Annotated in this window: 22 protein-coding genes; 13 read left to right on the forward strand and 9 right to left on the reverse strand. The window is 65.0% G+C overall.

What is annotated here, in order from left to right:
- Nucleotides 1-10: 10 nt before the first annotated feature.
- The 7 genes from WM94_RS04060 to WM94_RS04090 all read left to right on the forward strand — a co-directional run bounded on the left by WM94_RS04060 (nt 11) and on the right by WM94_RS04090 (nt 9,076).
- Nucleotides 11-1,351 (forward strand): OprD family porin, encoded by a 1,341-nt coding sequence (locus WM94_RS04060; protein WP_061550497.1) that lies wholly within the window; start codon nt 11-13, stop codon nt 1,349-1,351.
- A gap of 208 nt (nt 1,352-1,559) precedes the next feature.
- Complete coding sequence (locus WM94_RS04065) at nt 1,560-2,039, forward strand: hypothetical protein (protein WP_003260897.1); 480 nt, start codon at nt 1,560-1,562, stop codon at nt 2,037-2,039.
- A gap of 78 nt (nt 2,040-2,117) precedes the next feature.
- Nucleotides 2,118-3,689: a sensor domain-containing diguanylate cyclase gene (locus tag WM94_RS04070; RefSeq protein ID WP_061550498.1), complete on the forward strand. Its 1,572-nt coding sequence runs from the start codon at nt 2,118-2,120 to the stop codon at nt 3,687-3,689.
- Nucleotides 3,690-3,917: 228 nt separating this feature from the next.
- Nucleotides 3,918-4,694: a ParA family protein gene (locus tag WM94_RS04075; protein ID WP_039614116.1), complete on the forward strand. Its 777-nt coding sequence runs from the start codon at nt 3,918-3,920 to the stop codon at nt 4,692-4,694.
- A gap of 83 nt (nt 4,695-4,777) precedes the next feature.
- On the forward strand, nt 4,778-5,188 hold the full coding sequence (locus WM94_RS04080) for a DUF2946 family protein (RefSeq protein WP_013971980.1): 411 nt from the start codon (nt 4,778-4,780) through the stop codon (nt 5,186-5,188).
- 70 nt (nt 5,189-5,258) lie between these two features.
- A complete protein-coding gene (locus tag WM94_RS04085) occupies nt 5,259-7,409 on the forward strand; it encodes a TonB-dependent siderophore receptor (protein WP_061550499.1) in 2,151 nt (716 codons plus the stop codon).
- A gap of 329 nt (nt 7,410-7,738) precedes the next feature.
- Nucleotides 7,739-9,076, forward strand: a complete 1,338-nt coding sequence (locus WM94_RS04090) for an MFS transporter (protein ID WP_061550500.1) — start codon at nt 7,739-7,741, stop codon at nt 9,074-9,076.
- 134 nt (nt 9,077-9,210) lie between these two features.
- Here WM94_RS04090 and WM94_RS04095 read toward each other — a convergent pair whose 3' ends face one another.
- The 3 genes from WM94_RS04095 to WM94_RS04105 are packed head-to-tail and all read right to left on the reverse strand — an operon-like array spanning nt 9,211 to nt 14,819.
- Nucleotides 9,211-12,357: an efflux RND transporter permease subunit gene (locus tag WM94_RS04095; protein ID WP_061550501.1), complete on the reverse strand. Its 3,147-nt coding sequence runs from the start codon at nt 12,355-12,357 to the stop codon at nt 9,211-9,213.
- Between the two features lie 16 nt (nt 12,358-12,373).
- Nucleotides 12,374-13,573, reverse strand: coding sequence for an efflux RND transporter periplasmic adaptor subunit (locus WM94_RS04100; RefSeq protein ID WP_061550502.1), 1,200 nt, complete (start codon nt 13,571-13,573; stop codon nt 12,374-12,376).
- Complete coding sequence (locus WM94_RS04105) at nt 13,566-14,819, reverse strand: TolC family protein (RefSeq protein WP_061550503.1); 1,254 nt, start codon at nt 14,817-14,819, stop codon at nt 13,566-13,568. The genes WM94_RS04100 and WM94_RS04105 overlap by 8 nt, the downstream gene beginning before the upstream one ends.
- 329 nt (nt 14,820-15,148) lie before the next feature.
- On the opposite strand from WM94_RS04105, the gene aroQ reads away from it, so the two are divergent.
- Nucleotides 15,149-15,598 (forward strand): type II 3-dehydroquinate dehydratase, encoded by a 450-nt coding sequence (aroQ, locus tag WM94_RS04110; protein WP_013971975.1) that lies wholly within the window; start codon nt 15,149-15,151, stop codon nt 15,596-15,598.
- The gene (locus WM94_RS04115; RefSeq protein WP_061550504.1) at nt 15,595-16,443 is read left to right on the forward strand and encodes a shikimate dehydrogenase; all 849 of its coding nucleotides are present in this window, start codon (nt 15,595-15,597) and stop codon (nt 16,441-16,443) included. The genes aroQ and WM94_RS04115 overlap by 4 nt, the downstream gene beginning before the upstream one ends.
- A gap of 131 nt (nt 16,444-16,574) precedes the next feature.
- Here the strand turns inward: WM94_RS04115 and WM94_RS04120 are convergent, their stop codons facing one another.
- Nucleotides 16,575-17,111 (reverse strand): thioredoxin family protein, encoded by a 537-nt coding sequence (locus WM94_RS04120; RefSeq protein WP_177328667.1) that lies wholly within the window; start codon nt 17,109-17,111, stop codon nt 16,575-16,577.
- Nucleotides 17,101-17,376, reverse strand: a complete 276-nt coding sequence (locus tag WM94_RS04125; protein WP_061550505.1) for a DUF2790 domain-containing protein — start codon at nt 17,374-17,376, stop codon at nt 17,101-17,103. The genes WM94_RS04120 and WM94_RS04125 overlap by 11 nt, the downstream gene beginning before the upstream one ends.
- A 220-nt stretch (nt 17,377-17,596) precedes the next feature.
- Here WM94_RS04125 and WM94_RS04130 point away from each other — a divergent pair, with 220 nt between their 5' ends.
- The 4 genes from WM94_RS04130 to WM94_RS04145 all read left to right on the forward strand — a co-directional run bounded on the left by WM94_RS04130 (nt 17,597) and on the right by WM94_RS04145 (nt 20,988).
- A complete protein-coding gene (locus tag WM94_RS04130; protein ID WP_003250463.1) occupies nt 17,597-18,337 on the forward strand; it encodes a response regulator in 741 nt (246 codons plus the stop codon).
- Entirely contained in the window at nt 18,334-19,620 is a 1,287-nt protein-coding gene (locus WM94_RS04135; protein WP_024086661.1) for a HAMP domain-containing sensor histidine kinase, read from the forward strand. The genes WM94_RS04130 and WM94_RS04135 overlap by 4 nt, the downstream gene beginning before the upstream one ends.
- Nucleotides 19,621-19,867: 247 nt before the next feature.
- A complete protein-coding gene (locus WM94_RS04140) occupies nt 19,868-20,485 on the forward strand; it encodes a ferric reductase-like transmembrane domain-containing protein (RefSeq protein WP_013971970.1) in 618 nt (205 codons plus the stop codon).
- Between the two features lie 14 nt (nt 20,486-20,499).
- On the forward strand, nt 20,500-20,988 hold the full coding sequence (locus WM94_RS04145; protein WP_061550506.1) for a DoxX family protein: 489 nt from the start codon (nt 20,500-20,502) through the stop codon (nt 20,986-20,988).
- 119 nt (nt 20,989-21,107) lie between these two features.
- Here WM94_RS04145 and WM94_RS04150 read toward each other — a convergent pair whose 3' ends face one another.
- The 4 genes from WM94_RS04150 to WM94_RS04165 all read right to left on the reverse strand — a co-directional run bounded on the left by WM94_RS04150 (nt 21,108) and on the right by WM94_RS04165 (nt 23,933).
- Nucleotides 21,108-21,806 (reverse strand): DUF2063 domain-containing protein, encoded by a 699-nt coding sequence (locus WM94_RS04150; RefSeq protein ID WP_061550507.1) that lies wholly within the window; start codon nt 21,804-21,806, stop codon nt 21,108-21,110.
- Nucleotides 21,799-22,647 (reverse strand): DUF692 domain-containing protein, encoded by an 849-nt coding sequence (locus WM94_RS04155; RefSeq protein WP_061550508.1) that lies wholly within the window; start codon nt 22,645-22,647, stop codon nt 21,799-21,801. The genes WM94_RS04150 and WM94_RS04155 overlap by 8 nt, the downstream gene beginning before the upstream one ends.
- 76 nt (nt 22,648-22,723) lie before the next feature.
- Nucleotides 22,724-23,215, reverse strand: a complete 492-nt coding sequence (locus tag WM94_RS04160) for a hypothetical protein (protein ID WP_039614096.1) — start codon at nt 23,213-23,215, stop codon at nt 22,724-22,726.
- A 163-nt stretch (nt 23,216-23,378) separates the two neighbouring features.
- Nucleotides 23,379-23,933 carry a DUF4174 domain-containing protein gene (locus WM94_RS04165; RefSeq protein WP_031325877.1) on the reverse strand — a complete coding sequence of 185 codons (555 nt, stop codon included), beginning with the start codon at nt 23,931-23,933 and terminating at the stop codon, nt 23,379-23,381.
- Between the last annotated feature and the right edge of the window lie 24 nt (nt 23,934-23,957).

Below are 23,957 nucleotides of genomic sequence, written 5' to 3' on the forward strand. Positions count from 1 at the left end.
AGTTCTGCCTATGCCGCGCCCTGTCGCCCTGCTGCTCGCCAGCGCCCTGCTCGCGCCCCCTGCGCTGGCCGACTCCGCCCAATCGCAAAGCAACGGTTTTGTCGAGGATGGCCGCTGGAGCCTGCTCAACCGCAGCGTATTCGACCAGCGCGACTACAAGCATGGCGGGCGCAACAGTGCCGGGCGCAACGCCTACAAGCCGCGCGATGAACGTAGCGGCAAGGCCGAGGAATGGGCCTATGGCCTGATGGGCACCTTCCGGTCCGGTTTCACCCAGGGGCTGATCGGTGTCGGGGTCGACGCCCACGCCTACCTGGGCGTGCAACTCGACAGCGGCGGCGGGCGCGTGGGCAAGGCACGCTTGCTCGGGGTGGATAACGAGGGGCACCCGAAGAACGAATACAGCCGTGCCGGCGCAGCATTGAAACTGCGCATGGCCGATACCGTGCTGTCCTACGGTGAGCAACGGGTCAAGACCCCGGTGTTCAGTTCATCCGACAGCCGCCTGCTACCCGAGACAGCGACCGGGTTCTTCCTTGACAGCACCGAGTTCGACCACCTCAGGCTGGTGGCCGGGCACTTCAATGAAAACACCGACCGCAATGCATCCAGCCACGACCAGGGCTTCGTGGTGAACTACTCCAATGGCCGCCAAGGCAACAGCTTCGACCTGGCCGGCGTGGTGTGGAACCCCGGCGCCGCCTTCAGCGGCAGCCTGTACACCTCACGTTACCAGGACAGCTGGAACCAGCATTACCTGGGCAGCACCCTAAGCCATGCCCTGGATGAGCGCCGCAGCCTCACCCTCGACCTCAACCTTTACCGCACCACCGACACCGGCAAGGCGCTGTCCGGGCGCATCGACAACACCACCTGGAGCCTGGTCTCGCGTTACGACCATGGGCCGCACGGTTTCAGCCTGGGCTGGCAGCAGGTGGACGGCAACACGCCATTCGACTACGTGACCCGAGGGGCGATCTTCATTGCCAACGCGGTGCAGATGTCGGACTTCAACGCGCCGAACGAAAAGTCGTGGCAGGCGCGCTATGACCTGAACATGGGCGCCTACGGCGTGCCGGGGTTGAACCTGACGGCGTTGTACGTGCGCGGGTTCGATATCGACGGTACCCATGTCGACCCTGCGGGAGGGTATGCCTACCTAGGGTATGGCAAGGGGGGCAAGCATTGGGAGCGCGACCTGGAGGCACGGTATGTGGTGCAGAGCGGCAAGGCCAAAGGCACCGCGTTTTCGCTGCGGCATAACGTGCATCGGGGCAATACGGCACAGGCGGAGCTGGATGGGGACCAGATACGCTTGGCGGTGGAATGGCCGTTGGGGGGTGGGTTCTGATGTTTCGCGTTGCCTGAATGGGGCTGCATTGCAGCCCATCGCGACACAAGGCCGCTCCTACAGGGGATTCGCGCAAAGATCCGGCCAGGCGCGCTCCCTGTAGGAGCGGCCTTGTGTCGCGATGGGCCGCACAGCGGCCCCCAAAATACATCAGGCAACCACAACTGCCGTATAATCGGCAGCACTCACTGCCCAACCAGGCCACACCATGCCTCGCCTCCAGAAGTTGCTGTTGCCCCTGCTGCTGACTGCAGCCCTCACCGCCTGCGACCAGAAACCTTCCCGCGAAGAACAGATCCTGGCCCAGCTGCCGCTGCAGGATGCCTACACGCACAACATCGAGCGCATGGCCGCGCTGCTCGGCCGTACGCACCCGCAGCTGTCGCAGGCGACCATCCAGGGCGTGCTGCGCAAGCACCTGACGGTCGAGGACCAGCGCCAGGACCTGTTCCGCCTGTACAGCGAAAAGAACTTCAGCGATGCCGAGTTCGCCACCATCGTCGAGGCAACCCGGGACCCGGCGAAGGCCCGCGCCCTGGAAGACACCGAGGCCGGCAAACGCCTGAGCGAGAAGCTCACTGCCCTGATGCGCGAATCGGCCCGCGACGCAAAGGTGCAGGCCTTGGCGCAGCAGCGCATGCAACAGGTTGAAGACGAGCTGGACGCGCTGGAAAACGCAGGCTCCTGAACGCAGTTCCCCACTGCGCCCATAACGCGTAATGTTGCCCACATTTCGTAGCCGGTTTTTGATCACTCGAGGTCAGGATTGCCACACACCAAGCACGGACTGCGCCTGGATCTACGCACACTCATTCTGGTGCTTTGCGCCCTTACCGCCGTGGTGATGCTGTGCGCCAGCTATTTCGCCAGCTACCGGGTGCAACGCCAATTGCTGATCGACCACGCCCTGGAAGCCAACCGGGTGTATGCGATGAAGCTGGCCAGCATTACCGAGACTTTTATCGGCAACGCCTTGCAACAGCTGTCGTTCAGCGCGGGCGTGCAAGGCCGCCAGCTGGGTGACGCCGTCGCCCTGCAGGCGGAGGCCGAGCGTGTCCTGAGCCAGAGCATGGCCTTCAATTCCACGTTCGTGATCGATGCCAACGGGGTGCTGCTGGCGGTTTCTCCCGCCCCCTTGCGGCACCTGGTCGGCAGGCACATGCATTCTCCCGGTGTCCAGGAGGCGCTACAGGCGCGCCGCCCACTGGTGTCAACGCCCTACATTTCGGCGGCCAACAACCTGGTGGTAGCGCTGTCGCAACCCATTTACGACAGCAACGGCCGCTACCTGGGGTATGTCGGCGGCAGCCTGTACCTGCGTGAACACAACATTCTCAACAGCCTGCTGGGCGAGCATTTCTACAAGGACGGTTCCTACCTGTACGTGGTCGACCGCAACCGCCGTCTGCTGTACCACCCCGACAGTCAGCGGGTAGGTACGGTGGTTGAGGGCAATGCACTGATCGACCAGCTGGCGGGCCTGGGCAATGGTACCCGGCAATTGACCAACAGCCTCGGCGTGGAAATGCTCGCTGGATACGCCACCGTGCCCAGCGCCGGTTGGGGCGTGGTGGCGCAGCAGCCGCTGACCCAGACGGTGATGCCGCTGAGCCATCTGATCCTCAACGTGGTCGGCACCTCCGCGCCGTTGGCACTCGTGGGCAGCATGCTGCTGTGGTGGCTGGCCATGACCATCGCTCGGCCGCTGTGGCAGCTGGCCGCCGGCGCCCGCTCGATGGATCGGGCCGGCACTGCCGAACGCCTGCATCGGGTACCGGCCTGGTATTTCGAGGCGGCCGAGTTGAAGCGCGCGCTGCTGTTCGGGCTGAACCTGCTGCATGAACGCATCGGTCGGCTCAACCGCGACGCCCAGACCGACCCGCTGACCGGCCTGGGCAACCGCCGCAGCCTGGAGTTCAGCCTGTCGTTGCTGGAAGCCGAAGGCCGGCCGTTTGCGGCCATCGTGCTGGATGTCGACCATTTCAAGCGGGTAAACGACTGCCACGGGCACGAGGTGGGTGACCAGGTGTTGCGCCGGTTGGCGGAGCTGATGCGCCGCTGCTGCCGCGAGGGTGACCTGCTGTGCCGCACCGGCGGCGAGGAGTTCCTGATGCTGCTGCCGGGGGCTAGCCTGGACGTTGCGGCAGGGGTGGCCGAGCGGCTGCGGCTAACGGTGCAGGATACGCCGGTGGAGCCGGTGGGCGCGGTGACGGTGTCGCTGGGAGTGGCGCATTGGGATGGCGAGGCCGAGAGCGAACCGGGGGATGCGTTCAGCGAGGCTGACCGGGCGCTTTACCGGGCCAAGCAGGAGGGGCGCAATCGGGTGGTTGTTGCCTGAGCGCCCTTGCTTGCCTGTTCCGGCCTCTTCGCGGGTAAACCCGCTCCCACAGGTACCCCGTAGCCCTCAAGGGCGGTGCATAACCGGTAGGAGCGGGTTCACTCGCGAAAGGGCCGGAACACACAATAATGAATGGGCAGGTTGTAACATTCATTGTCATGAAACTGTCTTGTTCCAGTCATAGGATTGACCCCAACCTGACATTTTCACTTCATGGATGAACGTCTGATGCGTCGTGTGGTTTTCAATCAGAAAGGTGGCGTCGGCAAGTCCAGCATCGCCTGCAACCTGGCCGCAGCCAGTGCCGCCGAAGGCTACCGGACCTTGCTGGTCGACCTCGACCCGCAGGCCAATGCCACCTACTACCTGACCGGGCTGGTCAATGACGCCATTCCTTCCGGCATCGCCGATTTCTTCCGCCAGACCTTGTCGCCGGTCACCGCTGCCGGCAAGAAGCACCGGGTGGCGATCACCGAGACCCGCTACCGCAACCTGCACCTGGTCACCGCCAGCCCCGACCTCAGCGACCTGCAAGGCAAGCTGGATCGCAAGTTCAAGATCAACAAGCTGCGCAAGCTGCTGGTGGAGCTGGGCGAGGACTACGAGCGGATCTACATCGACACCCCACCGGCGCTCAACTTCTATACCTTCAGCGCGCTGGTAGCGGCCGAGCGGCTGTTGATTCCGTTCGACTGCGACAGTTTCTCGCGCCAGGCCCTGCACAACGTCATGGCCGAGGTCGAAGAACTGCGCCAGGACCACAACCCGGCGCTGCTGGTGGAAGGTGTTGTGGTCAACCAGTTCGCCGGGCGCACCGCACTGCACCAGACCCTGGTCGAGCAATTGCGCAGCGAGGGCATGCCGGTGCTGCCGGTATACCTTAGCCATTCGATCAAGATGCGTGAGTCGCACCATACCTCGGTGCCGCTGGTGCACCTGGCGCCGCGGCACAAATTGGCGCTGGAGTTCGTCGATTTGCTGGATGTACTGGAGCGCGCGGCCTGACAGAACCCCGGGGCGCAAAGCGCCGCAAAATATCAAGGCCGAAGCACTACCCGACCGTTCGTCCGGGTGGTAGATTCGCCGCCATGAAAACCACCCGGCATACCCGCACGCTGACCGCCTGGACGCTCTACGCCAGCGTCCTGTTCAGCCTGGTTCTGTGTGGCCTGCACCATGGCCAGATGGGTGGCCTGCGCCTGGCCGGCCTGGAAGGCGGTTTCTGCTCGATCAACAGCGAACACGGCGTAGCCATCGACCTGGAGGGCGCTGGCGGCGACCAGCACATGGCCCAGCTCGACTGCCCGGTGTGCTCCTCGTTCGGCCTGGCCGTGCCGCTCAGCAGCAGCGGCTGGTCGTTCACCCCGGCGCAAGCCGTGGCCACCTCGCCCATCGTGGTGCGCAGCTGGGCGCAACCGCCGCCGCGTTATCAACGCCCCGCCCTCAACCCCCGCGCCTCCCCTGCCACCTTCCCCGCAGCCGTACCTCATTTCGCCTGACCTCAGCCGGGCGCGCCTGACTGTGCGCGTTCGCGGTCAGCCATGACCTTTGCGTGGAAGACACACCAACATGCTTCGCAAAACCTCCCTGGTGCTCCTCATGGGCACCTGCAACCTTGCCTGGGCGGATGCTGCCCCGGTAGAACTGAGCGCCACCACCATCGACGGTGAACGCGACGCCCCCAGCGGCGTGCAACTGGACGAGCCGATCCGCACTGGCTCGCGCCTGGGCCTCACCGCGCGGGAAACGCCAGCCTCGGTCAGCGTCTCGGACCGCCGCCTGATCGAAGAGCGCGGCGCCAAGGACAGCCAGGACGTGATCAACGCCATGACCGGCGTCAACGCCTCGGCCAACCCGGGCTTTGGCGGCTTCGTCGCCTACCGCGGCTTCACCCAGAACCAGGTCACCCAGTTGTACAACGGCATCAACCTGGGCTACAGCAGCGCCACCCGGCCAGTGGATGCCTGGGTACTCGACCGCGTCGAATTGATTGGCGGCCCGTCGTCGTTCCTGCATGGTGCCGGTGCTGTCGGCGGCTCGATCAACTACATCACCAAGTTGGCCAGCCGCGATCAGCAGACCATCGACGGCCGTATCCGCCATGGCAGCTTCGACGACAGCGAAGTGGCGTTCGGCATCAACCAGGCTCTGGCCAGCAACCCCGCCGATGCCCACCACTTCATGCGCCTGGACTTCAGCCGCGGGCATGGCAACGGCTACATCGACCGCAACGAACGGCACACAGACAGCCTGGCTTTTTCGTTGCTGAGCGACCTCACGCCCAACCTCACCCACACCCTGGCCCTGGAATACCAGGAAGACCGCGAAGACAGCCCTTACTGGGGCTCGCCGATCCTGCCCGGGCGCAGCACGATGAAGATCGACAACAGCCGCCGCTTCGAAAACTACAACGTCGGCGACGGCCGCTATGAGCAGCGGGTACGCTGGCTACGCTCGATCCTCGACTACCAGCTCAGCGACAGCACCAGCGTGCAGAACACGCTGTACCACTACAACGCCCAGCGCGACTACCGCAACCTCGAACGCTACAGCTACACCAGCGATGGCAAGGTACGACGCAGCAGCCCTTACCTGCAGCGCCACGACCAGAACCTGCTGGGTGACCGCATCGAGCTGCGCCACGACAACCAGCTGTTCGGCCTGGCCAGCCAGTGGTCGCTTGGGCTGGAGTACTCGCGCATGCGCCAGACCCTCTACCCCACCTCGAGCAGCTGGAGCGATGTGGTCGATGCCGAGCACTTCGCCCCCGGCAGCTTCGACGACATCCCCGGGGTGAATGCCGGCCTGACCAAGCAACGCCGTCACGAGGTGACCAACCGCGCGGTGTTTGCCGAAAACCGCCTGCAACTCACCGAACGCCTGGCCCTGCTGACCGCCCTGCGCTACGACTACCTGGACATGCAGGTGACCAACTACGGCGCGGTGACGCCAACCTCGCCGGCGTTCTTCGAACGCCGCTGGGAACCGCTTTCCGGGCGTATCGGCCTGACTTATGCGCTGACCCCGTCCGCCAGCGTCTATGCGCAGTACAGTACCTCTGCCGACCTGCCGGCAGGCTCGCTGGCGGCGGCGACCTATTCCAACGTCGGGATGTTCGACCTGTCCAAGGGTGAGCAGTGGGAAGTGGGCAGCAAGTTCGACTTTCTCGACGGGCGCGGTGCGGCCACGCTGGCGCTGTACCAGATCGTGCGCAAGGACTTTGCCGTGCGCGACTCCAACGACGCCAACCTCACGGTCCAGGCCGGGCAGCAGACCTCGCGTGGCGTCGAGCTGTCCGGGCGCCTGCAGGTGACGCCGAAGCTGCTGGCCGAGGCCAACTATGCCTATGTCGATGCGCAGTACGACGAGTTCAACGAGGCGGTCAACGGCGTGTCGGTGTCGCGCAAGGGCAACGCACCGGTGAACGTACCGGCCAACGTCGCCAACCTGTGGCTGACCTACAGCCTGACCCCAGCGTGGTCGGTGGGGGCAGACGGGCGCTACGTGGGTTCGGTGTATGCCGACAACGCCAACAGCCTCAAGGCCCCGGCCTACACCCTGTTCGGTGCATTCGCCCGCTACCGGCTGGATGAACACACCACGCTCACCGGTCGGGTACGCAACCTGACCGACGAGGTGTATGCCAAGCAGGCCTACAACAGCCAGTACTACATGGGGCCGCCGCGCACCTTCGAACTGGCGCTGGACATGCGCTTCTGAGCGCATGGCCTGTCTTGCATGAACATCCCGGCCTGCATTGGCTCTTGTGGGAGCGGCCTTGCGTCGCGAAAGGGTCGCAGAGCGGCCCCGGCGATGTCAGTAGCGAAGCTGCAATCGAGGGGCTGCTGCGCAGCCCTTTCGCGACACAAGGCCGCTCCTACAGTGGACCGTGCCAAGCGAACAGCTCGCGGTTGAATCAGGTATCCCGAGGTCGCCCTCGACAAAGCGTCCTCCAGCACCCGGCGATCTACTGGCAAGCACAACAATGATGGCGCTGCACGACAGCGCCACTTTCATCATGCCTGCCAATGGAATCGGAGAGCACTCGCATGCCCACACCTCACGAGGTATCCCCCGCCACCCTGCGCCGGGTGATCGCCGCCTCGGCCATCGGCAATTTCGTCGAATGGTTCGACTTCGCCGTCTACGGCTTTCTCGCAACCCTGATCGCCAGCCAGTTCTTCGCCAGCGAAGACGCCAGCGTGGCCTTGCTCAAGACCTTTGCGGTGTTCGCCGTGGCCTTCGCCCTGCGCCCGCTGGGCGGCATCGTGTTCGGCGCGCTGGGTGACCGCCTGGGGCGCAAGCGCATCCTGTCGCTGACCATCCTGCTGATGGCCGGCTCCACTACCCTCATCGGCCTGCTGCCGACCTACGCCAGCATCGGCCTGGCAGCCCCCGCGCTGCTGACCCTGGCGCGCTGCCTGCAGGGCTTTTCTGCCGGTGGCGAGTATGCCGGGGCCTGCGCCTACCTGATGGAGCACGCGCCCAACGACAAGCGCGCCTTCTATGGCAGCTTCGTGCCGGTGTCGACCTTTTCCGCCTTTGCCTGCGCGGCGGTGATCGCTTATGGCCTGGAAGCCAGCCTGTCGGCCGAGGCGATGAATGCATGGGGTTGGCGCATCCCGTTCCTGATCGCCGCGCCGTTGGGGCTGGTCGGCCTGTACCTGCGCTGGCGCATGGAAGAAACACCGGCGTTCCGCGAAGCCATCGCCCAAGGCAAGGAGCATGAACATTCGCCGCTCAAGGAAACCCTGCACAACCATGGCCGGGCGATCCGCAACCTGGGGGCTTTCATCTCGCTGACCGCGCTGTCGTTCTACATGTTCACCACCTACTTCGCCACCTACCTGCAACTGGTCGGCAACCTGACCCGCGCGCAATCGCTGCTGGTGACCACCGTGGCTCTGCTGTTCGCCGCTGTCGGCTGCCCGCTGGCCGGGGCGTTCTCGGACCGCGTGGGGCGACGCAAGACCATCGGCTTTACCTGCCTGTGGGTGATGCTGTGCGTGTTCCCGGCGTACTGGCTGGCCAGTTCCGGCTCGATGCCCGGTGCACTGCTGGGAGTGATCCTGCTGGCGGTCGGAGCGCTGTGCAGTGGCGTGGTCACGGCGGCATTGCTGTCGGAAAGCTTCCCCACCCGCACCCGCTATACCGCTTCGGCAATTACCTACAACGTGGCCTATACGCTGTTTGGCGGCACTGCGCCGCTGGTGGCGACCTGGCTGATCGGGCAGACCGGCAGCAGCCTGGCACCGGCGTTCTACCTGGTGGTGATTGCGCTGGTGGCGTTGGTGGGTGGTTTAGCGTTGCCGGAGACTTCGCGGATTTCGTTGCATGATGAGGCTGGGGGCGACGGTGCAAGGGCTGGGGCTCGTCGTACTGTTTGAGAATTTGGGGCCGCTTTGCGGCCCATCGCGACACAAGGCCGCTCCTACAAGGGATCGCGTCAATTTGCGGCTGATGCGGTCCCCTGTAGGAGCGGCCTTGTGTCGCGATGGGCTGCAAAGCAGCCCCAAAACGCTCACCCCTCCTGCACCTCTTCGCGCCGATACGCCCACTGATACAACGCAGGCAACACCAGCAAGGTCAGTGCGGTGGACGACAGAATCCCGCCAATCACAACGGTCGCCAGCGGCCTTTGCACCTCGGCCCCGGTCCCGGTAGCCAAGGCCATCGGGATGAACCCCAGCGACGCCACCAGTGCCGTCATCAGCACCGGCCGCAAGCGCGTCAGCGCGCCCTCCTCGACCGCTGCCCGCAGCGTGCGCCCCTCCTCCCGCAAGCTACGGATAAAGGCGATCATCACCAGCCCGTTGAGCACCGCCACCCCTGACAAGGCAATGAACCCCACGCCAGCGGATATGGACAACGGAATGTCCCGCAACCACAGCGCCAGCACCCCACCGGTAAGGGCGAACGGGATGCCGGTGAACACCAGCAGGCCATCCCTGAGGTTGTTGAACATCATCAGCAACAGCGCCATGACCAACAGCAAGGCCACCGGCACCACCACCTGCAGGCGCTCGGCCGCCGACTGCAGCTGCTCGAACTGGCCGCCCCAGCGGGTCCAGTAACCCGGCGGTATCTGCACCTGCTGGATCAGCGTCTGTTCTGCCTCCTCGACGAACGAGCCCAGGTCACGCCCGCGCACGTTGGCACTGACCACCACCACCCGCTTGCCGTCCTCGCGGCTGACCTGGTTCGGCCCCAGCTGCAGTTTCAGCGTGGCCACCTGCGACAGCGGAATGAAGCCGATTTGCCCGGCACCCGCAGCAGCACTGGCCGGCACCGGAATCAGCAGGCTGGCCAGCCCGTCGACATCGGTGCGCAGGGTTTCCGAAAGGCGCACCACCATGTCGAAACGGCGGTCACCTTCGTACAGCGTGCCGGCCGTGCGGCCACCCACGGCAATGGCAATGGCGTCCTGCACATCGCCGACGTTCAGGCCATGGCGGGCCGCCTTGTCGCGGTCGATATCGATGGTCAGCACCGGCAGGCCGGTAGTCTGCTCGACCTTTACCTCGGACGCGCCCGGCACGCCTTGCAGGCTGCTGGCGATCTGCGCTGCGGTGCGGTTGAGCACGTCCATGTCATCACCGAACAGCTTCACCGCCACATCGCTGCGCACCCCGGAAATCAGCTCGTTGAAGCGCAGCTGGATCGGCTGCGACAGCTCGTGGTTGCTGCCCGGCACGCTGGCGGCGGCACGTTGTACCTCGGCGATCAGCTCATCACGCGGCTTGCCCGGGTCGGCCCATTGCTCACGCGGGCGCAGCATCACATAGGCGTCGGAAATGTTCGGCGGCATCGGGTCGGAGGCGATCTCGGCGGTGCCGGTGCGGGCGAACACCCGTTCCACTTCCGGCACCTGGGCGATGATCGCCTGTTCCAGGCGCTGCTGCATGTCGACCGACTGCGACAGGCTGGTGCCCGGCACGCGCAGGGCCTGCAGGGCAAAGTCGCCTTCGCTGAGGCTGGGGATGAACTCGCTGCCCATGCGGCTGGCCATCACCCCGGACAACAACACCAAGGTTGCGGCGGCAGCGAATGCCAGCTTGCGCCGGCCCAGCACCCAGGCCAGCACCGGGGCATAACGCCGACGCGCCGTGCGCATTACCAGGCCCTCCTCTTCCTTGACCTTGCCGGTGACGAACAGGGCAATGGCCGCCGGCACGAAGGTTACCGAGAGGATCATGGCACCAAGCAGGGCGATGACCACGGTAAAGGCCATAGGGTGGAACATCTTGCCCTCCACCCCGGTCAGGGCAAAGATCGGCAGGTACACCACCATGATGATCAGCTGGCCGTAGATCAGCGGCCGGCGCGCCTCACGGGCGGCAGCGAACACTTCATGGAAGCGCTCGGTGCGGGTCAGCATGCGGCCATGGCGTTGCTGGGCGTGGGCCAGGCGGCGGATGGCGTTCTCCACGATCACCACCGCGCCGTCGACGATGATGCCGAAGTCCAGTGCGCCCAGGCTCATCAGGTTGGCGCTGACCTTGTTGCTGAACATGCCGGTGAAGGTGAACAGCATCGACAACGGAATGACCATGGCGGTGATCAATGCAGCGCGGATGTTGCCCAGGAACAGGAACAACACGGCGATGACCAGGATGGCGCCCTCGACCAGGTTCTTCTTCACCGTGGCGATGGCCTTTTCCACCAGGTTGGTGCGGTCGTACACCGTCACCGCTACCACGCCCTTGGGCAGGTTGCGGTTGATCTCGACCAGCTTGGCGGCGACCGCCTGGGCCACCGTGCGGCTGTTCTCGCCAATCAGCATGAACACCGTGCCCAGCACCACTTCCCGGCCGTTTTCGGTGGCCGCGCCCGAGCGCAGCTCTTCGCCCAGGCCGACCTGGGCAACATGGCTGACGCGGATTGGCGTGCCATCGACACTGGAGATGACGATATTGGCGATGTCCTCGGCCGACGCCACCTGGCCTGGCGCGCGAATCAGCAACTGCTCGCCATTGCGCTCGATGTAGCCGGCGCCGACGTTGGCGTTGTTGCGCTCCAGCGCCGCGATCAGGTCGTTGAGGGTGAGTTTGTAGGCCGCCAGGCGCTTGGGCTCCGGCGCAATCAGGTACTGCTTGGCATGGCCGCCAATGCTGTTGACCTCGGCCACCCCGGGCACGTTGCGCAACTGCGGCTTGATGATCCAGTCCTGAATCACCCGCAAGTCGGTCGGGGTGTAGGGTGTGCCGTCCTCCTTCAGCGCGCCCTGCTCGGTTTCCACCGTCCACAGGAAGATTTCACCCAGCCCGGTGGAAATCGGCCCCATGCCCGCTTCGATGCCGGCGGGCAACTGCTCACGCGCCACTTGCAGGCGCTCGTTGACCAGTTGGCGGGCGAAGAACAGGTCGGTGCCGTCGTCGAAAATGACCGTGACCTGCGACAGGCCCGAGCGCGACAGCGAGCGGGTCTGCTTGAGCCCGGGCAGGCCGGCCATGGCGGTCTCGATGGCGAAGGTGATGCGCTGCTCGGTCTCCAGCGGCGAATAGCCGGGCGCGGCGGTATTGATCTGCACCTGGACGTTGGTAATGTCCGGTACAGCGTCGATCGGCAGTTTCTGGTAGCTGTGGATACCCACCGCGGCCATCAGGACCACGGCCAGCATCACCACCAGGCGCTGCTCGATGGCGAATTGGATCAGGCGTTCGAACATGCAGGCGTCCCCGTGATCAATGGCTATGCTCGGCCGAGCCCTTGCCCAGCTCGGACTTGAGGACAAAGCTGCCGGCAGCGGCCACCTGGGTTCCGGCGGCAAGGCCGGTGGTGATTTCCACCTGGCCGGCGTCGCGGCGGCCGGCCTTCACCGGGCGGGCCTCGAAGCCTTCCTCGGTACGGGCAAACACCACGGTCTGCTCTTCCCAGGATTGCAATGCGCTTTCCGGTACCACCACGGCGGCGTTGAAGCGTTCGACGCTGACCGCGACGTTGACGAACAACCCATGGCGCCAGGCGCCGTTGGGGTTGGCCAGCGTGGCGCGGACAGTGGCGGCACGGTTCTGCTCGCCGAGCAGGCTGCCGACATAGTTGACCTTGCCCTCGACCCGGGCACCCAGGTCCGGCGCGCTGACCGTGACATTGCGGCCGGTGGTCACCTTGTCCAGGTCGCGCGGGGCGACGGCGAAGGTGGCCCAGACCCGGCTCAGGTCAGACAGGGTGAAGGCATTGCTGGTCTCATCGACCACCTCACCCACGGTCAGGTGCTTTTCCACCACCACTGCATCGAACGGCGCGCGCAGTTCATAGCGGTTGCCGGCGCCGGCCGGGCCCACGGCGGCGACCTTCTGCCGGGCGTTGGCCAAGGCAATCTCCGCTTCCTGCAAGGCCTGGCGGGCCTGCAGGTAATCCTGCTCGGCGCTGATCCGCTCCTGCCACAGCTGCTGTTCGCGCTGGAAGGTCAGGCGCGCCAGTTCCAGGCGGCGCTGGGCAGCCTGTTGTTCGCTGCGCAGGTCGGAAATCTGCTGGCTGGCAATTACCGCCAGCACCTGACCACGCTTGACCGCCTGGCCCAGTTCGGCTTGCACCGACTCGACCACACCGGGCACGCGTGGCACGACGTGGGCAGTGCGGTCCTCGTCGAAGCGGATTTCACCCGGGAAGCTGATGGCGGTGCCCAGTTCACGAGGGCCAGCATCGGCCAGTTGCACACCGGCAGCTTCGATCTGGGCGATGGACAGGTGCAACTTGCCCGCCTCTTCTTCGTGACCTTCGCCGGCCTGTTCCTCGCCGTGGCCATGGCTTTCTTCGCCGTGGTCGTCGTGCCGGGCTTCAGTGCTCGATGCGTTGCCGAGGTTGCCGGTCCAGGCCAGGCCACCGAGGCCGAGCGCGGCAATGGCGGCAGCCAGAAGGGCTATCTTGCGTGGATTAGTCATTGTTGCTCCTGCTGTTCAATTTGTTGCGCAGGCCATCGAGGTCGCCATAGATCCGCTCGACCTGCGCCCGCGCGTCGGTCGCCGAGGCCAGCGCCTCGAGGTACAGCCCGCGCGCCTCGATCAGCGTGCGCTGGGCGTCGAGCACATCGAGAAAGGCAAACTTGCCCATTTCGAAACCGCGTGTGGCGGTGTCCACGGCCTGCTGGGCAGAAGGCAGGATGGTGCGGTCATAGGCCTGCACTTCCTGCATGGCCGTGGCCCACTGGCTGACGGCGCTGCGGGTTTCACTGCGCAGGCGCAGCTCCACGGCGTTGCGCAGGTCACGCGCCTGGTCGGCACGGCGGGCCGCGGCCAGCACGTTGCCCTGGTTGCGGTCGAACAGCGGCAAGGGCATCGACAGGCCCACCACATTGACCCGCTCGCGGTCTTCGCGGCTGTACTGGCTGCCAAGGCTGACTGTGAGGTTGGGAATACGCAGGGCCTTTTCCGATCCCAGGGACGCTTCGCCGCGCTCGACCTGGGCGGCGGCCAGGCGCCATTCGGCCGTTTGCTCGACCTGGTCTAGCAGGGCATCGGCGCTGGGTACATCACCGGGGGACAGGTTGGTTGCCTGCAACTGGTCGAAGCTTGCCAGCGGGCTGCCGGTCAACCGTGCCAGGGCCTGGTAGGCCACACTGCGCTGGGTTTGCGCACGGCGCACTTCAGCCTGGGCCTGGGCCAACTGCACTTGGGCCCGGGTGGCCTCAACGGGCGATGACTGGCCAGCGGTCACCCGCCCCTGCACCACTCGCAGCCCACGCTCGGTCAACGCCTGCGATTGCTGCGCCAAATCCAGCGCGGTCTGTGCGCGCAGGGCCGCGTGGAAGGCCTGTATCACATCGGCGCGCAGGCCGTTGCGCTGGCGTTCCAGGCCCAGCTGGGCAATGGCCTGGCCAGCACCGGCCACAGCGACACGTGCGCCACGCTTGCCGCCCAGCTCCAGCGGTTGGCTAAGGGTGACCGTGGTGGTGCTGGTGTCACGGCGGGTGTCCTCGACCTCCCAGGACAGCTCCGGGTTGGGGATCAGCCCGGCCTGGCGCCGTTCGCCATCGGCAATGCCGATTTCCCGTCCGGCTGCGGCCAGCTCCGGGTTCTGAGCAAAGGCGGCGTCTAGCGCCTGGGGCAGGCTCAGGCTCTGGCTGGCCTGGGCAGTGCCGGCGCCAGCCAGCAACAGGCAGAGCAAGGCGGTCTTGCGGGGGATGGGCACGAAACAGGTCCTCGTCGGCGAGATTTGCCGAGGGACTGTAGAAAGCCGCGCTTATCGGGGCGGTGGCGGGAAAATTACAATTTTGTAATCCAGTCCGCGTTTCTCTTTGTAGGAGCAGCCTTGTGCTGCGAAAAGGCCGGTACTGCCACAGCAGATGTAATGGCATTGCCGGCCTCTTCGCAGCACAAGGCTGCTCCTACAGAGGTGTGTACATGCTGAGGGTTCGATAATCGCCCACTTTCCCGGAACAGCGGTTTAGTCCAATTGACTAAACTAACCAGGCGGTACAAAACTAGGAAGCATCCAACAACAACAAAGCGATGCCCGTCATGAAGCCCCTTATTCTCGTACTCAACGGCCCCAACCTGAACATGCTGGGCACCCGCGAGCCTGCCCAGTACGGCCACGAAACCCTCGCCGACCTGGCCCAGGGTTGTGCCGACACCGCCCATTCCCTCGGCCTGGAAATCGAATTCCGCCAAACCAACCACGAAGGCGAACTGATCGACTGGATCCATGCCGCCCGTGGCCGCTGCGCCGGCATCGTGATCAACCCCGGCGCCTGGACCCACACCTCGGTGGCCATCCGCGATGCCCTGGTGGCCGGCGAAGTGCCGGTTATCGAAGTGCACCTGTCCAACGTGCACAAGCGCGAACCGTTCCGTCACCTGTCGTTCATATCGTCCATCGCCGTCGGGGTCATCTGCGGCCTGGGCAGCCATGGCTATCGCATGGCCATCAGCCACTTTGCCGAAATGTTGCAGGAGCGCAGCGCATGAGCCAGCAAGCCATCCTCGCCGGCCTGATCGGCCGCGGCATCCAGCTGTCGCGCACCCCTGCCCTGCACGAACACGAAGGTGATGCCCAGGCGCTGCGCTACCTGTACCGGCTGATCGATGCCGACCAGCTGCAACTGGATGACAGCGCCCTGCCCAGCCTGCTCGATGCCGCCCAGCACACCGGTTTCACGGGGCTAAACATCACCTACCCGTTCAAGCAGGCGATCCTGCCGTTGCTCGACGAACTGTCGGACGAAGCCCGCGGCATCGGTGCGGTGAACACCGTGGTGCTCAAGGACGGCAAGCGGGTCGGCCACAACACCGACTGCCTGGGCTTTGCCGAAGGCTTGCGTCGTGGCCTGCCGGATGTGGCACGGCGCCAGGTAGTGCAGATGGGTGCCGGTGGCGCAGGTTCGGCCGTGGCCCATGCCCTGCTGGGTGAAGGGGTCGAGCGGCTGGTACTGTTCGAAGTGGACGTGGCCCGTGCACAGGCCCTGGTGGACAACCTGAATGCCCATTTCGGTGCCGGGCGCGCCGTGGTCGGCAACGACCTGGCCACGGCCCTGGCCGAGGCGGACGGGCTGGTCAACACCACACCGGTGGGCATGGCCAAGCTGCCGGGCACACCGCTGCCGGTGGAGCTGCTGCATGCTCGCCTGTGGGTGGCGGAGATCATCTACTTCCCGCTGGAGACCGAACTGCTGCGCGCCGCCCGGGCACTGGGGTGCCGCACCCTGGATGGCAGCAACATGGCCGTGTTCCAGGCGGTGAAGGCGTTCGAGCTGTTCAGCGGGCGCCAGGCGGATGCGGCGCGGATGCAGGCGCACTTTGCCAGTTTCACCTGACGGATCGGTGTTGGCTTCTTCGCGGGTAAACCCGCTCCCACAGGGATCGCACAGTCTGCAAGCGGTGCAGTACCTGTGGGAGCGGGTTCATCGAGTCGTCGAACCGCCGCGAAGAGGCCGGCACTGACAACTCACCCTTTCTCATCCAGCAACGCCTGTATCACCTGCTCCTGCCCACCATAATCCCCCTCGCCAAAGTGCACATGACGCACCTGCCCCTTGCGGTCGACAAAGTAGTGTGCCGGCCAGAACTGGTTGCCCCAGGCATTCCACACCTTGTAGTCGTTATCCACCGCCACCGGGTAACCGATCCCCAGGCTGGCCACCTTGTCACGCAAGGTGCCCACATCGTGCTCGTAGTCGTACTCCGGGGTGTGCACACCGACCACCACCAGGCCCTGGTCGGCATAGCGCCGCGCCCATTCGTTCACATGCGGCAGGCTGCGCCGGCAGTTGATGCAGTCCCAGGTCCAGAAGTCCACCAGCACCACCTTGCCCTTGAGCCCGGGGCCATCCAGCGGTGCCGAGTTCAGCCACTGGCTGGCGCCGGACAGCGACGGCATGGCACCGTAGCTGTCGCGGGCCATCAGGTGCCCGCCCAGACCCAGGCCCGCCAGCGCCAGGGCAATGCCGCCAACCTTCAACAACAAGCGGCGATCAATTCTCATGGCAACCGCCGGTGGCATAGGTGCGGTACTGCACGCTCTGCTGCTGGCCCTTGGAGTCGAGGTAATCCATGCGGGTGTTCACCAGGCCACAGGCGTCGCTCTGGTCATCCTGTATCGACAGCACTTTCTTCACATCCAGGTGGTCACCGTAGCGGTACTGCATGACCCCGCTGTCGTCCATCGGCATGGTGGAGGCCTGGGCGGCAATGGCGCCGAAGCTGAGCACGGCAAGCAGGCTGGCACGGGCGAAGGTATTGAAGTTCATGGCATCTCTCCTGTGTAACGCTTGAGGGTGGGGAGTTGTGCTCCCCGGTCGAGAGCCATTTCACGCCGGCCAGGTATCCCGTATGTGTCGCCCGAAGCTGTGATGTGCTTCCTCCTGTGTCTGTACACCTGCCAGATACACTGCAATACAATCCCCCGCAGGCAAGCGCGAACGCGCTCGGTACACTGCGCCCATCCCCTCTTGCACAGGAACGCAGCGCATGGAACACGTCGATCACATCCTGATCGTCGACGACGACCGCGAAATCCGCGAACTGGTCGGCAACTACCTGAAGAAGAACGGACTGCGCACCAGCATCGTCGCCGACGGTCGGCAGATGCGCGCCTTTCTCGAAGCCAACAGCGTCGACCTGATCGTCCTGGACATCATGATGCCTGGCGACGACGGCCTGCTGTTGTGCCGCGAGCTGCGCGCCGGCAAGCACCGCAATACCCCGGTGCTGATGCTGACCGCCCGCAACGACGAAACCGACCGCATCATCGGCCTGGAAATGGGCGCCGACGATTACCTGACCAAGCCGTTCTCGGCCCGCGAACTGCTGGCCCGCATCAACGCCGTGCTGCGCCGTACGCGCATGCTGCCGCCCAACCTGACCATCAGCGAAAGCAGCCGCCTGCTAGGCTTCGGCCAGTGGCGGCTGGACACCACCGCGCGCCACCTGCTCGATAGCGAAGGCACCCTGGTAGCCCTGAGCGGTGCCGAATACCGCCTGCTGCGGGTGTTTCTCGACCACCCGCAGCGGGTGCTCAGCCGTGAGCAGTTGCTCAACCTGACCCAGGGCCGCGAAGCCGACATCTTCGACCGCTCCATCGACCTGCTGGTCAGCCGCCTGCGCCAGCGCCTGGGTGACGACGCCCGCGAACCCAGCTGCATCAAGACCGTGCGCAGCGAGGGCTACGTGTTCTCGCTGCCGGTGCAACTGCTCGAGTCGCCATCATGAAGTGGCCACGTACCCTGGCCTCGCGCCTGGCACTGATCTTCTTCACCGGCCTGGTGCTGGCCTACGGCCTGTCGTTCGGCCTGCAAGCGTACGAGCGCTACATCAGCAGCCGCTCGATGATGCTCAGCACCCTGGAGCAGGACGTGGCCACCTCGGTGGCCATCCTCGACCGCCTGCCCGCGGCCGAGCGCGCCGCCTGGCTGCCGCGTCTGGAGCGGCGTACCTACCGCTACCGGCTGGACCAGGGCCTGGCGGGCGAAGCCATGCCGACCAGCGACCCGCCCATGGCCGCGGACTCGATCGTCAAGGCCATTGGCGCCGACTATCGCCTTTCCTTCCAGGAAATCCCCGGCCCGAATGCGCACTTCCAGGCCCACCTTACCCTCGCCGATGGCGCTCCGCTGACCATCGACGTAACCCCATCGCCGGTCCCGGTGGCACGTTGGCTGCCCGTGGTGTTGCTGATCCAGTTGGCCGTGCTGTTGCTATGCACCTGGCTGGCGGTACGACTGGCGATCGGCCCGCTGACCCGCCTGGCCCGTGCGGTGGACAACCTCGACCCGGACAAGCCTGGCGTGCAGCTGGATGAGAGCGGCCCGCGCGAGGTGCGCTACGCCGCCGTGGCCTTCAACGCCCTGCAGGCGCGCATCGCAGCCTACCTCAAGGAACGTATGCAGTTGCTAGCGGCCATCTCCCACGACCTGCAAACACCGATCACGCGCATGAAGCTGCGTGTCGAAGTGATGGACGAAGGGGTGGAAAAGGACAAGCTGTGGAGCGACCTGGGTGAAATGGAACACCTGGTGCGCGAAGGCGTGGCTTATGCCCGCAGCATGGACACCAGCACCGAGGCCCCGTGCCGGGTCAACCTCGATGCCTTTCTCGACAGCCTGGTGTTCGACTACCAGGACAGTGGCGCCCAGGTCGAGCGCCATGGCAGCAGCGGCAGCCTGCTGGAAACCCGCCCGCATGCCCTGCGCCGGGTGCTGGTGAACCTGGTGGACAATGCCCTCAAGTTTGCCGGTGCTGCCGAACTGGAGGTGTGCCGCGAGGGCGACAGCACCGTGATCCGCGTGCTCGACAACGGGCCAGGCATACCCGGCGGCGAACTGGATGAAGTGCTCAAGCCGTTCTATCGCGTGGAAGGTTCACGCAACCGCAGCACCGGCGGCACCGGGCTGGGATTGGCGATTGCCCACCAGCTGATCCAGGCCATGGGCGGCCGACTGACCCTGAGCAACCGCGCAGGCGGTGGGCTGTGCGCGCAGATCGAGCTGAAGTAAGGCAATCTCAGGTAGGAGCGGCCTTGTGTCGCGATCGGGCCGCAAAGCGGCCCCGGCAATTCATGCGGCGAAGCTGAAAACCTGGGGCTGCTTCGCAGCCCATCGCGACACAAGGCCGCTCCTACAGGGACTGCGGCGCTTGAGCGACTTCTACAATCCGATACACAACCCCACCACCGCCGACACACTGCAGATACCCCACCCCGACACACTCCCGGTCACACAACCACACCCGGGAGCCTCCCTGATGAAACCCCTCACCCTTCCCTCCGGCTGGAAGCTGTTCGCCACGCTCGCCGGCCTGACCCTGGCGATGACCGCCGTGGTCCTGGCCAGCCAACCTGATCCGGACGGCCTGCGCAGCGCGATCCGTGCCACTGCGCGCAGCTCCTTCGCGCTATTCCTGCTGGCCTTTCTGGCCTCGTCGCTGGTGACCTTGCTGCCTGGCACCAGCAGCCGCCGCATCCTCCAGGAACGGCGCTATCTGGGGTTGGCATTCGCCTTTTCCCACACCGTGCACGGCGTACTGATCTACCGCTATGCCCAGCAATTCCCCGAGCTGTTCTGGGCCGGCCGCACGTTCACTTCCAGCCTGCCCGGCACCCTCGGCTACCTGTTCCTGCTGCTGCTCACCATCACCTCGTTCAAGGCCCCGATGCGCCTGTTGGGTGGCCGTGCCTGGCAGGCCCTGCACAGTACCGGCATGTGGGTACTGGCCGCGGTGTTCTGCCTGTCGTTCTACAAACGCATTCCCATGGGCGGCTGGTACCCGCTGGCGTTCGCCCTGATGTTCAGCGCCATCGCCGTCAAGCTCACCGCCAAGCTGGCCCGCCAGCAACGCCGTAACGCCCGTGCCCTTTCCTGAAGAGAGAAACCAGCATGACCACCTTGACCCGCACCCTGACCACCTTCGACCGCTTCGGTACCTGGAGCGCCGACCTGCCGTTGCGGCTGTTTCTGGCCTGGGAGTTTTTCGAATCCGGCTGGGAGAAATTCAATGGCAGCAACTGGTTCGCCGACCTGCAGGCGAACTTCCCGTTCCCCTTCAACCTGCTGCCTGCAGAGCTGAACTGGCAGCTGTCGATGTGGGCGGAGCTGATCCTGCCGTTACTGCTGTTGTTGGGGCTGGGTACCCGGCTGGCCTCGTTGGGGCTGATGGTGGTGACCGTGGTGGCGATTGCCGCGGTGCATTGGCCGGCGCACTGGTCGAGCCTGGCCGAACTGGCCCAAGGTTATGCCATTACCGACCAAGGCTTTGGCAATTACAAGCTGCCGCTGATCTACCTGGTGGCGTTGCTGCCACTGCTGCTGAAAGGGGCTGGGCGGTTGAGCCTGGATCATTGGCTCAGAGGGCGGTTCTGCAGGTGATATTGCCGGGCTGCGTTGCAGCCCATCGCGACACAAGGCCGCTCCTACAGGGGATCACGTACCTCTGTAAGAGCGGCCTTGTGTCGCGATAGGGGCGCAAGGCGCCCCCGTACCCGCACTCAACATGTACCGATGATGACCCCCTGCTCGCGCAGCCCCTCCAGCAACGCCACCCCCTCTTCCACAGCACCGCCCAACGCCTGCAACCGAGCCCGCCCACTGCCCTGTTCCAGCGCCAGCAACCGGTACGCCAGCGGCGCCAGGCGCGCGAAGCGCACCTTCAGCCCTGCATCGCGATAAACCAGTAACAAGGTCGGCGCCTCTGGCACGACCGCTGGCTGGTAATCCGCCCCGATTCGCTCCACCGGCCAGCGATAGGCCAGCACCCGCGCCACACACGACAACAGTGGCTCCCCTTCCAGCAGGTCGCCTGCCGGGTCATGGGCCGGGTCCTGCGCATCGCTCAGATACAACTGCGCCTCGACCCACTCATAGTGCGCCAGCTCCAGCTGCCAAGGTGCATCCAGCTCTACACCCTGCAGGTAGTCGACGAACGCCTCGGCAATCTCGGTAAACAACGGTGTCTGGCTGCGATAGTTGGCATAGAAGTCTCGCACTCGGGCATGCCAGCGCGGTTCGCCCAACGCCTGGCGCATCACCGGAAAACTGCCGGCCAGCAAACCTTCGATAGCACCATAGAACAGCTCGCGGTAAACCTTCAGGCGCCGGGCCTCCACGCCCGGCGGCGGCGCATGGCGCTGCGGGTCACGCAGGTGTCGGGCCAAGGTGTACTGCTGCTCACGCAAGGTCTCATTCATCTGCATGCCCTCCAGAAGCACGCTGCACAGTGCGGATGCGCGCCGTTTCGGCGAGCAGTTCGACCAGCGGCGGGTAGTTGAAATCACGCTCGAGTACCGTCGGTTGCACACCGAAACGCTTACAGGCGACCGCGTACAGCGCCCACACATCCTCCTTCACCGCAGCCCCATGGGTGTCTACCTTGAGGTCCGGCGCTTCATCGTAATGGCCAGCCACGTGCATGCCGGTCACCCGCGCCTGAGGCAAGCCCGCAAGGAACTCGCGGGCGTCGTAACCGTGGTTGCAGGCGTTGACGAATACATTGTTGACGTCCAGCAGCAGGTCGCAGTCGGCCTCCTCGAGGACCGCACAGATGAAATCGAGTTCGCTCATCGCCTGGTACGGCGCCGCGTAGTAGCTGATGTTTTCCACGGCAATACGCCGCTCCAGGTGTTCCTGGGCCTGGCGAATCCGCGCGGCCACATGGCGCACCGCTTCGTCGGTGAACGGAATGGGCATCAGGTCGTACAGGTGCCCGTCATCGCTGCAGTAGCTCAGGTGCTCGCTGTACAGGCGCACCTGGTACCGATCGAGAAACTGCCGGGTCTGGCCAAGGAAATGGCGGTCCAGCGGCTCGCTGCCACCCAGCGACAACGACAGCCCGTGGCAGGTAACGGCAAAACGCTCGGCCAACTGCGCCAGGCCCTTGCCATAGGCACCACCCACGGCAATCCAGTTTTCCGGCGCGCATTCGAGAAAGTCCACGGCGCCAGCCTCCATGGCCAGCAGTTCCGGCAGCAGGCCGCGGCGCAGGCCAAGCCCGGTCTGTAAAGGTACAGGGGACAAAGATGTGGGGTGCATGAACAGGTCTCCGCAACAGGCACAACGCCCCGCCTGACCAGCAGGAGGGGCGTTGCGCGGTTCATGGGGTAGAGGTTCAGGACTTGCCGGTCAGGTGGCTGAACAAGCCGTCGGGCATGGCCTTGCCATTTGCCTGGTAGATCGCCTTGAGGTGATCCGCCGCCTCCTGTTCGGAGATGAAGCCATCATGGTTGCTGTCGATCTTGTCGAAGTCGCCGGCACGGTCCTTCGCCACCGCCAGGAACTCGTCGTGCGAGACCTTGCCGTCGTGGTTGCTGTCGGTCTTGGCAAACGAGGCATCACCACACTTGCCCTCGCCACATTTGCCTTCGGCACCGGCCTTGGCGCTGGCGCCGCACTTGCCCTCACCGCATTTGCCTTCGCCCTGGGTGGCCTTGGCGCTGCCACCGCATTTGCCTTCACCACATTTGCCCTCGCCTGCCACCTTGGCCGAAGCCAGTTGGTAACCCTGGGCCAACGGCTCGACGGCAAAAGCGCTGCTGCTCAAAGCCATGCTGCCGATCAGGGCAGCGCCGAGCAGGCCGAGGGTGTTTCGTACTTGAGTCATGGTGTCGCTCCACTGTGGTTGGAATGTGGAGCCATTAGGCCGTTGCGGTATGTCGTGGATGTATCGCGCGGGGTGCGGTTTTGTATGGGAATGGGTCTGCGGCATGGGCAGATACAGTGGGATACACAACGGCCCCAAGGTGCCTCGGGGCCGTCGTGCAGGGTCAGTCTTCCAGCGGCTTGGGTGGCGCGGCCGGCTTGGCGGGTTTGGCAGGCTTGCTGTCCTTGGCCTTGGGTTCCGGTGCCGCCGCTGCCACAGGCTCCGGCGCCGTCACGGCTTTTTCGCTGGCGGGCAGATCATCGACCGCCTTGAGGATCACCTGCGGGTCGATGGCTCCTCCCTCTTCGTCGTCCTTGAGCATGTGCCGCTCACCGTCCTTGCCCACCAGGATCACCTTGGTGCCTTTGCTGGCACCCAGCTTCAACTCGCGGATAAGGGCCATGGTGGTCTGCTGCTCGAGGTTCTTGTCCTCACGCTTGCCCATCATGTTGGCAACGCTGTACACCACCAGGTTGCGCTCTTTGAAGGCGGCCTGGGTGGCCGGGTCCTTGAGGGCCTCGTTCAACCCACGCAAGGTCGGGTCGGCGCTGCTGGGCGCAATGACGACCAAGGGCCTGGCCTTGCCCAGTTCCTTGGCCAGCGGCGCGTCACTGTCGGCGGCAAACACAGGGCCGACGAGCGCGAGCAAGGTGGCGAGGGTCAGTGACCGGACGAGCATGCGTATCTCCTTATTCTCTCGATA

The sequence above is a fragment of the Pseudomonas sp. ABFPK genome (assembly GCF_001586765.1).
GTDB classification, from domain to species: domain Bacteria; phylum Pseudomonadota; class Gammaproteobacteria; order Pseudomonadales; family Pseudomonadaceae; genus Aquipseudomonas; species Aquipseudomonas asiatica.

Coding starts and splice junctions, on each gene's coding strand:
- WM94_RS04060 (WP_061550497.1), top strand. CDS start 11: ATGCCGCGCCCTGTCGCCCTGCTGCTCGCCAGCGCCCTGCTCGCGCCC.
- WM94_RS04065 (WP_003260897.1), top strand. CDS start 1,560: ATGCCTCGCCTCCAGAAGTTGCTGTTGCCCCTGCTGCTGACTGCAGCC.
- WM94_RS04075 (WP_039614116.1), top strand. CDS start 3,918: ATGCGTCGTGTGGTTTTCAATCAGAAAGGTGGCGTCGGCAAGTCCAGC.
- WM94_RS04080 (WP_013971980.1), top strand. CDS start 4,778: ATGAAAACCACCCGGCATACCCGCACGCTGACCGCCTGGACGCTCTAC.
- WM94_RS04085 (WP_061550499.1), top strand. CDS start 5,259: ATGCTTCGCAAAACCTCCCTGGTGCTCCTCATGGGCACCTGCAACCTT.
- WM94_RS04090 (WP_061550500.1), top strand. CDS start 7,739: ATGCCCACACCTCACGAGGTATCCCCCGCCACCCTGCGCCGGGTGATC.
- WM94_RS04095 (WP_061550501.1), bottom strand. CDS start 12,357: ATGTTCGAACGCCTGATCCAATTCGCCATCGAGCAGCGCCTGGTGGTG.
- WM94_RS04100 (WP_061550502.1), bottom strand. CDS start 13,573: ATGACTAATCCACGCAAGATAGCCCTTCTGGCTGCCGCCATTGCCGCG.
- aroQ (WP_013971975.1), top strand. CDS start 15,149: ATGAAGCCCCTTATTCTCGTACTCAACGGCCCCAACCTGAACATGCTG.
- WM94_RS04115 (WP_061550504.1), top strand. CDS start 15,595: ATGAGCCAGCAAGCCATCCTCGCCGGCCTGATCGGCCGCGGCATCCAG.
- WM94_RS04120 (WP_177328667.1), bottom strand. CDS start 17,111: ATGAGAATTGATCGCCGCTTGTTGTTGAAGGTTGGCGGCATTGCCCTG.
- WM94_RS04125 (WP_061550505.1), bottom strand. CDS start 17,376: ATGAACTTCAATACCTTCGCCCGTGCCAGCCTGCTTGCCGTGCTCAGC.
- WM94_RS04130 (WP_003250463.1), top strand. CDS start 17,597: ATGGAACACGTCGATCACATCCTGATCGTCGACGACGACCGCGAAATC.
- WM94_RS04135 (WP_024086661.1), top strand. CDS start 18,334: ATGAAGTGGCCACGTACCCTGGCCTCGCGCCTGGCACTGATCTTCTTC.
- WM94_RS04140 (WP_013971970.1), top strand. CDS start 19,868: ATGAAACCCCTCACCCTTCCCTCCGGCTGGAAGCTGTTCGCCACGCTC.
- WM94_RS04145 (WP_061550506.1), top strand. CDS start 20,500: ATGACCACCTTGACCCGCACCCTGACCACCTTCGACCGCTTCGGTACC.
- WM94_RS04150 (WP_061550507.1), bottom strand. CDS start 21,806: ATGAATGAGACCTTGCGTGAGCAGCAGTACACCTTGGCCCGACACCTG.
- WM94_RS04155 (WP_061550508.1), bottom strand. CDS start 22,647: ATGCACCCCACATCTTTGTCCCCTGTACCTTTACAGACCGGGCTTGGC.
- WM94_RS04160 (WP_039614096.1), bottom strand. CDS start 23,215: ATGACTCAAGTACGAAACACCCTCGGCCTGCTCGGCGCTGCCCTGATC.
- WM94_RS04165 (WP_031325877.1), bottom strand. CDS start 23,933: ATGCTCGTCCGGTCACTGACCCTCGCCACCTTGCTCGCGCTCGTCGGC.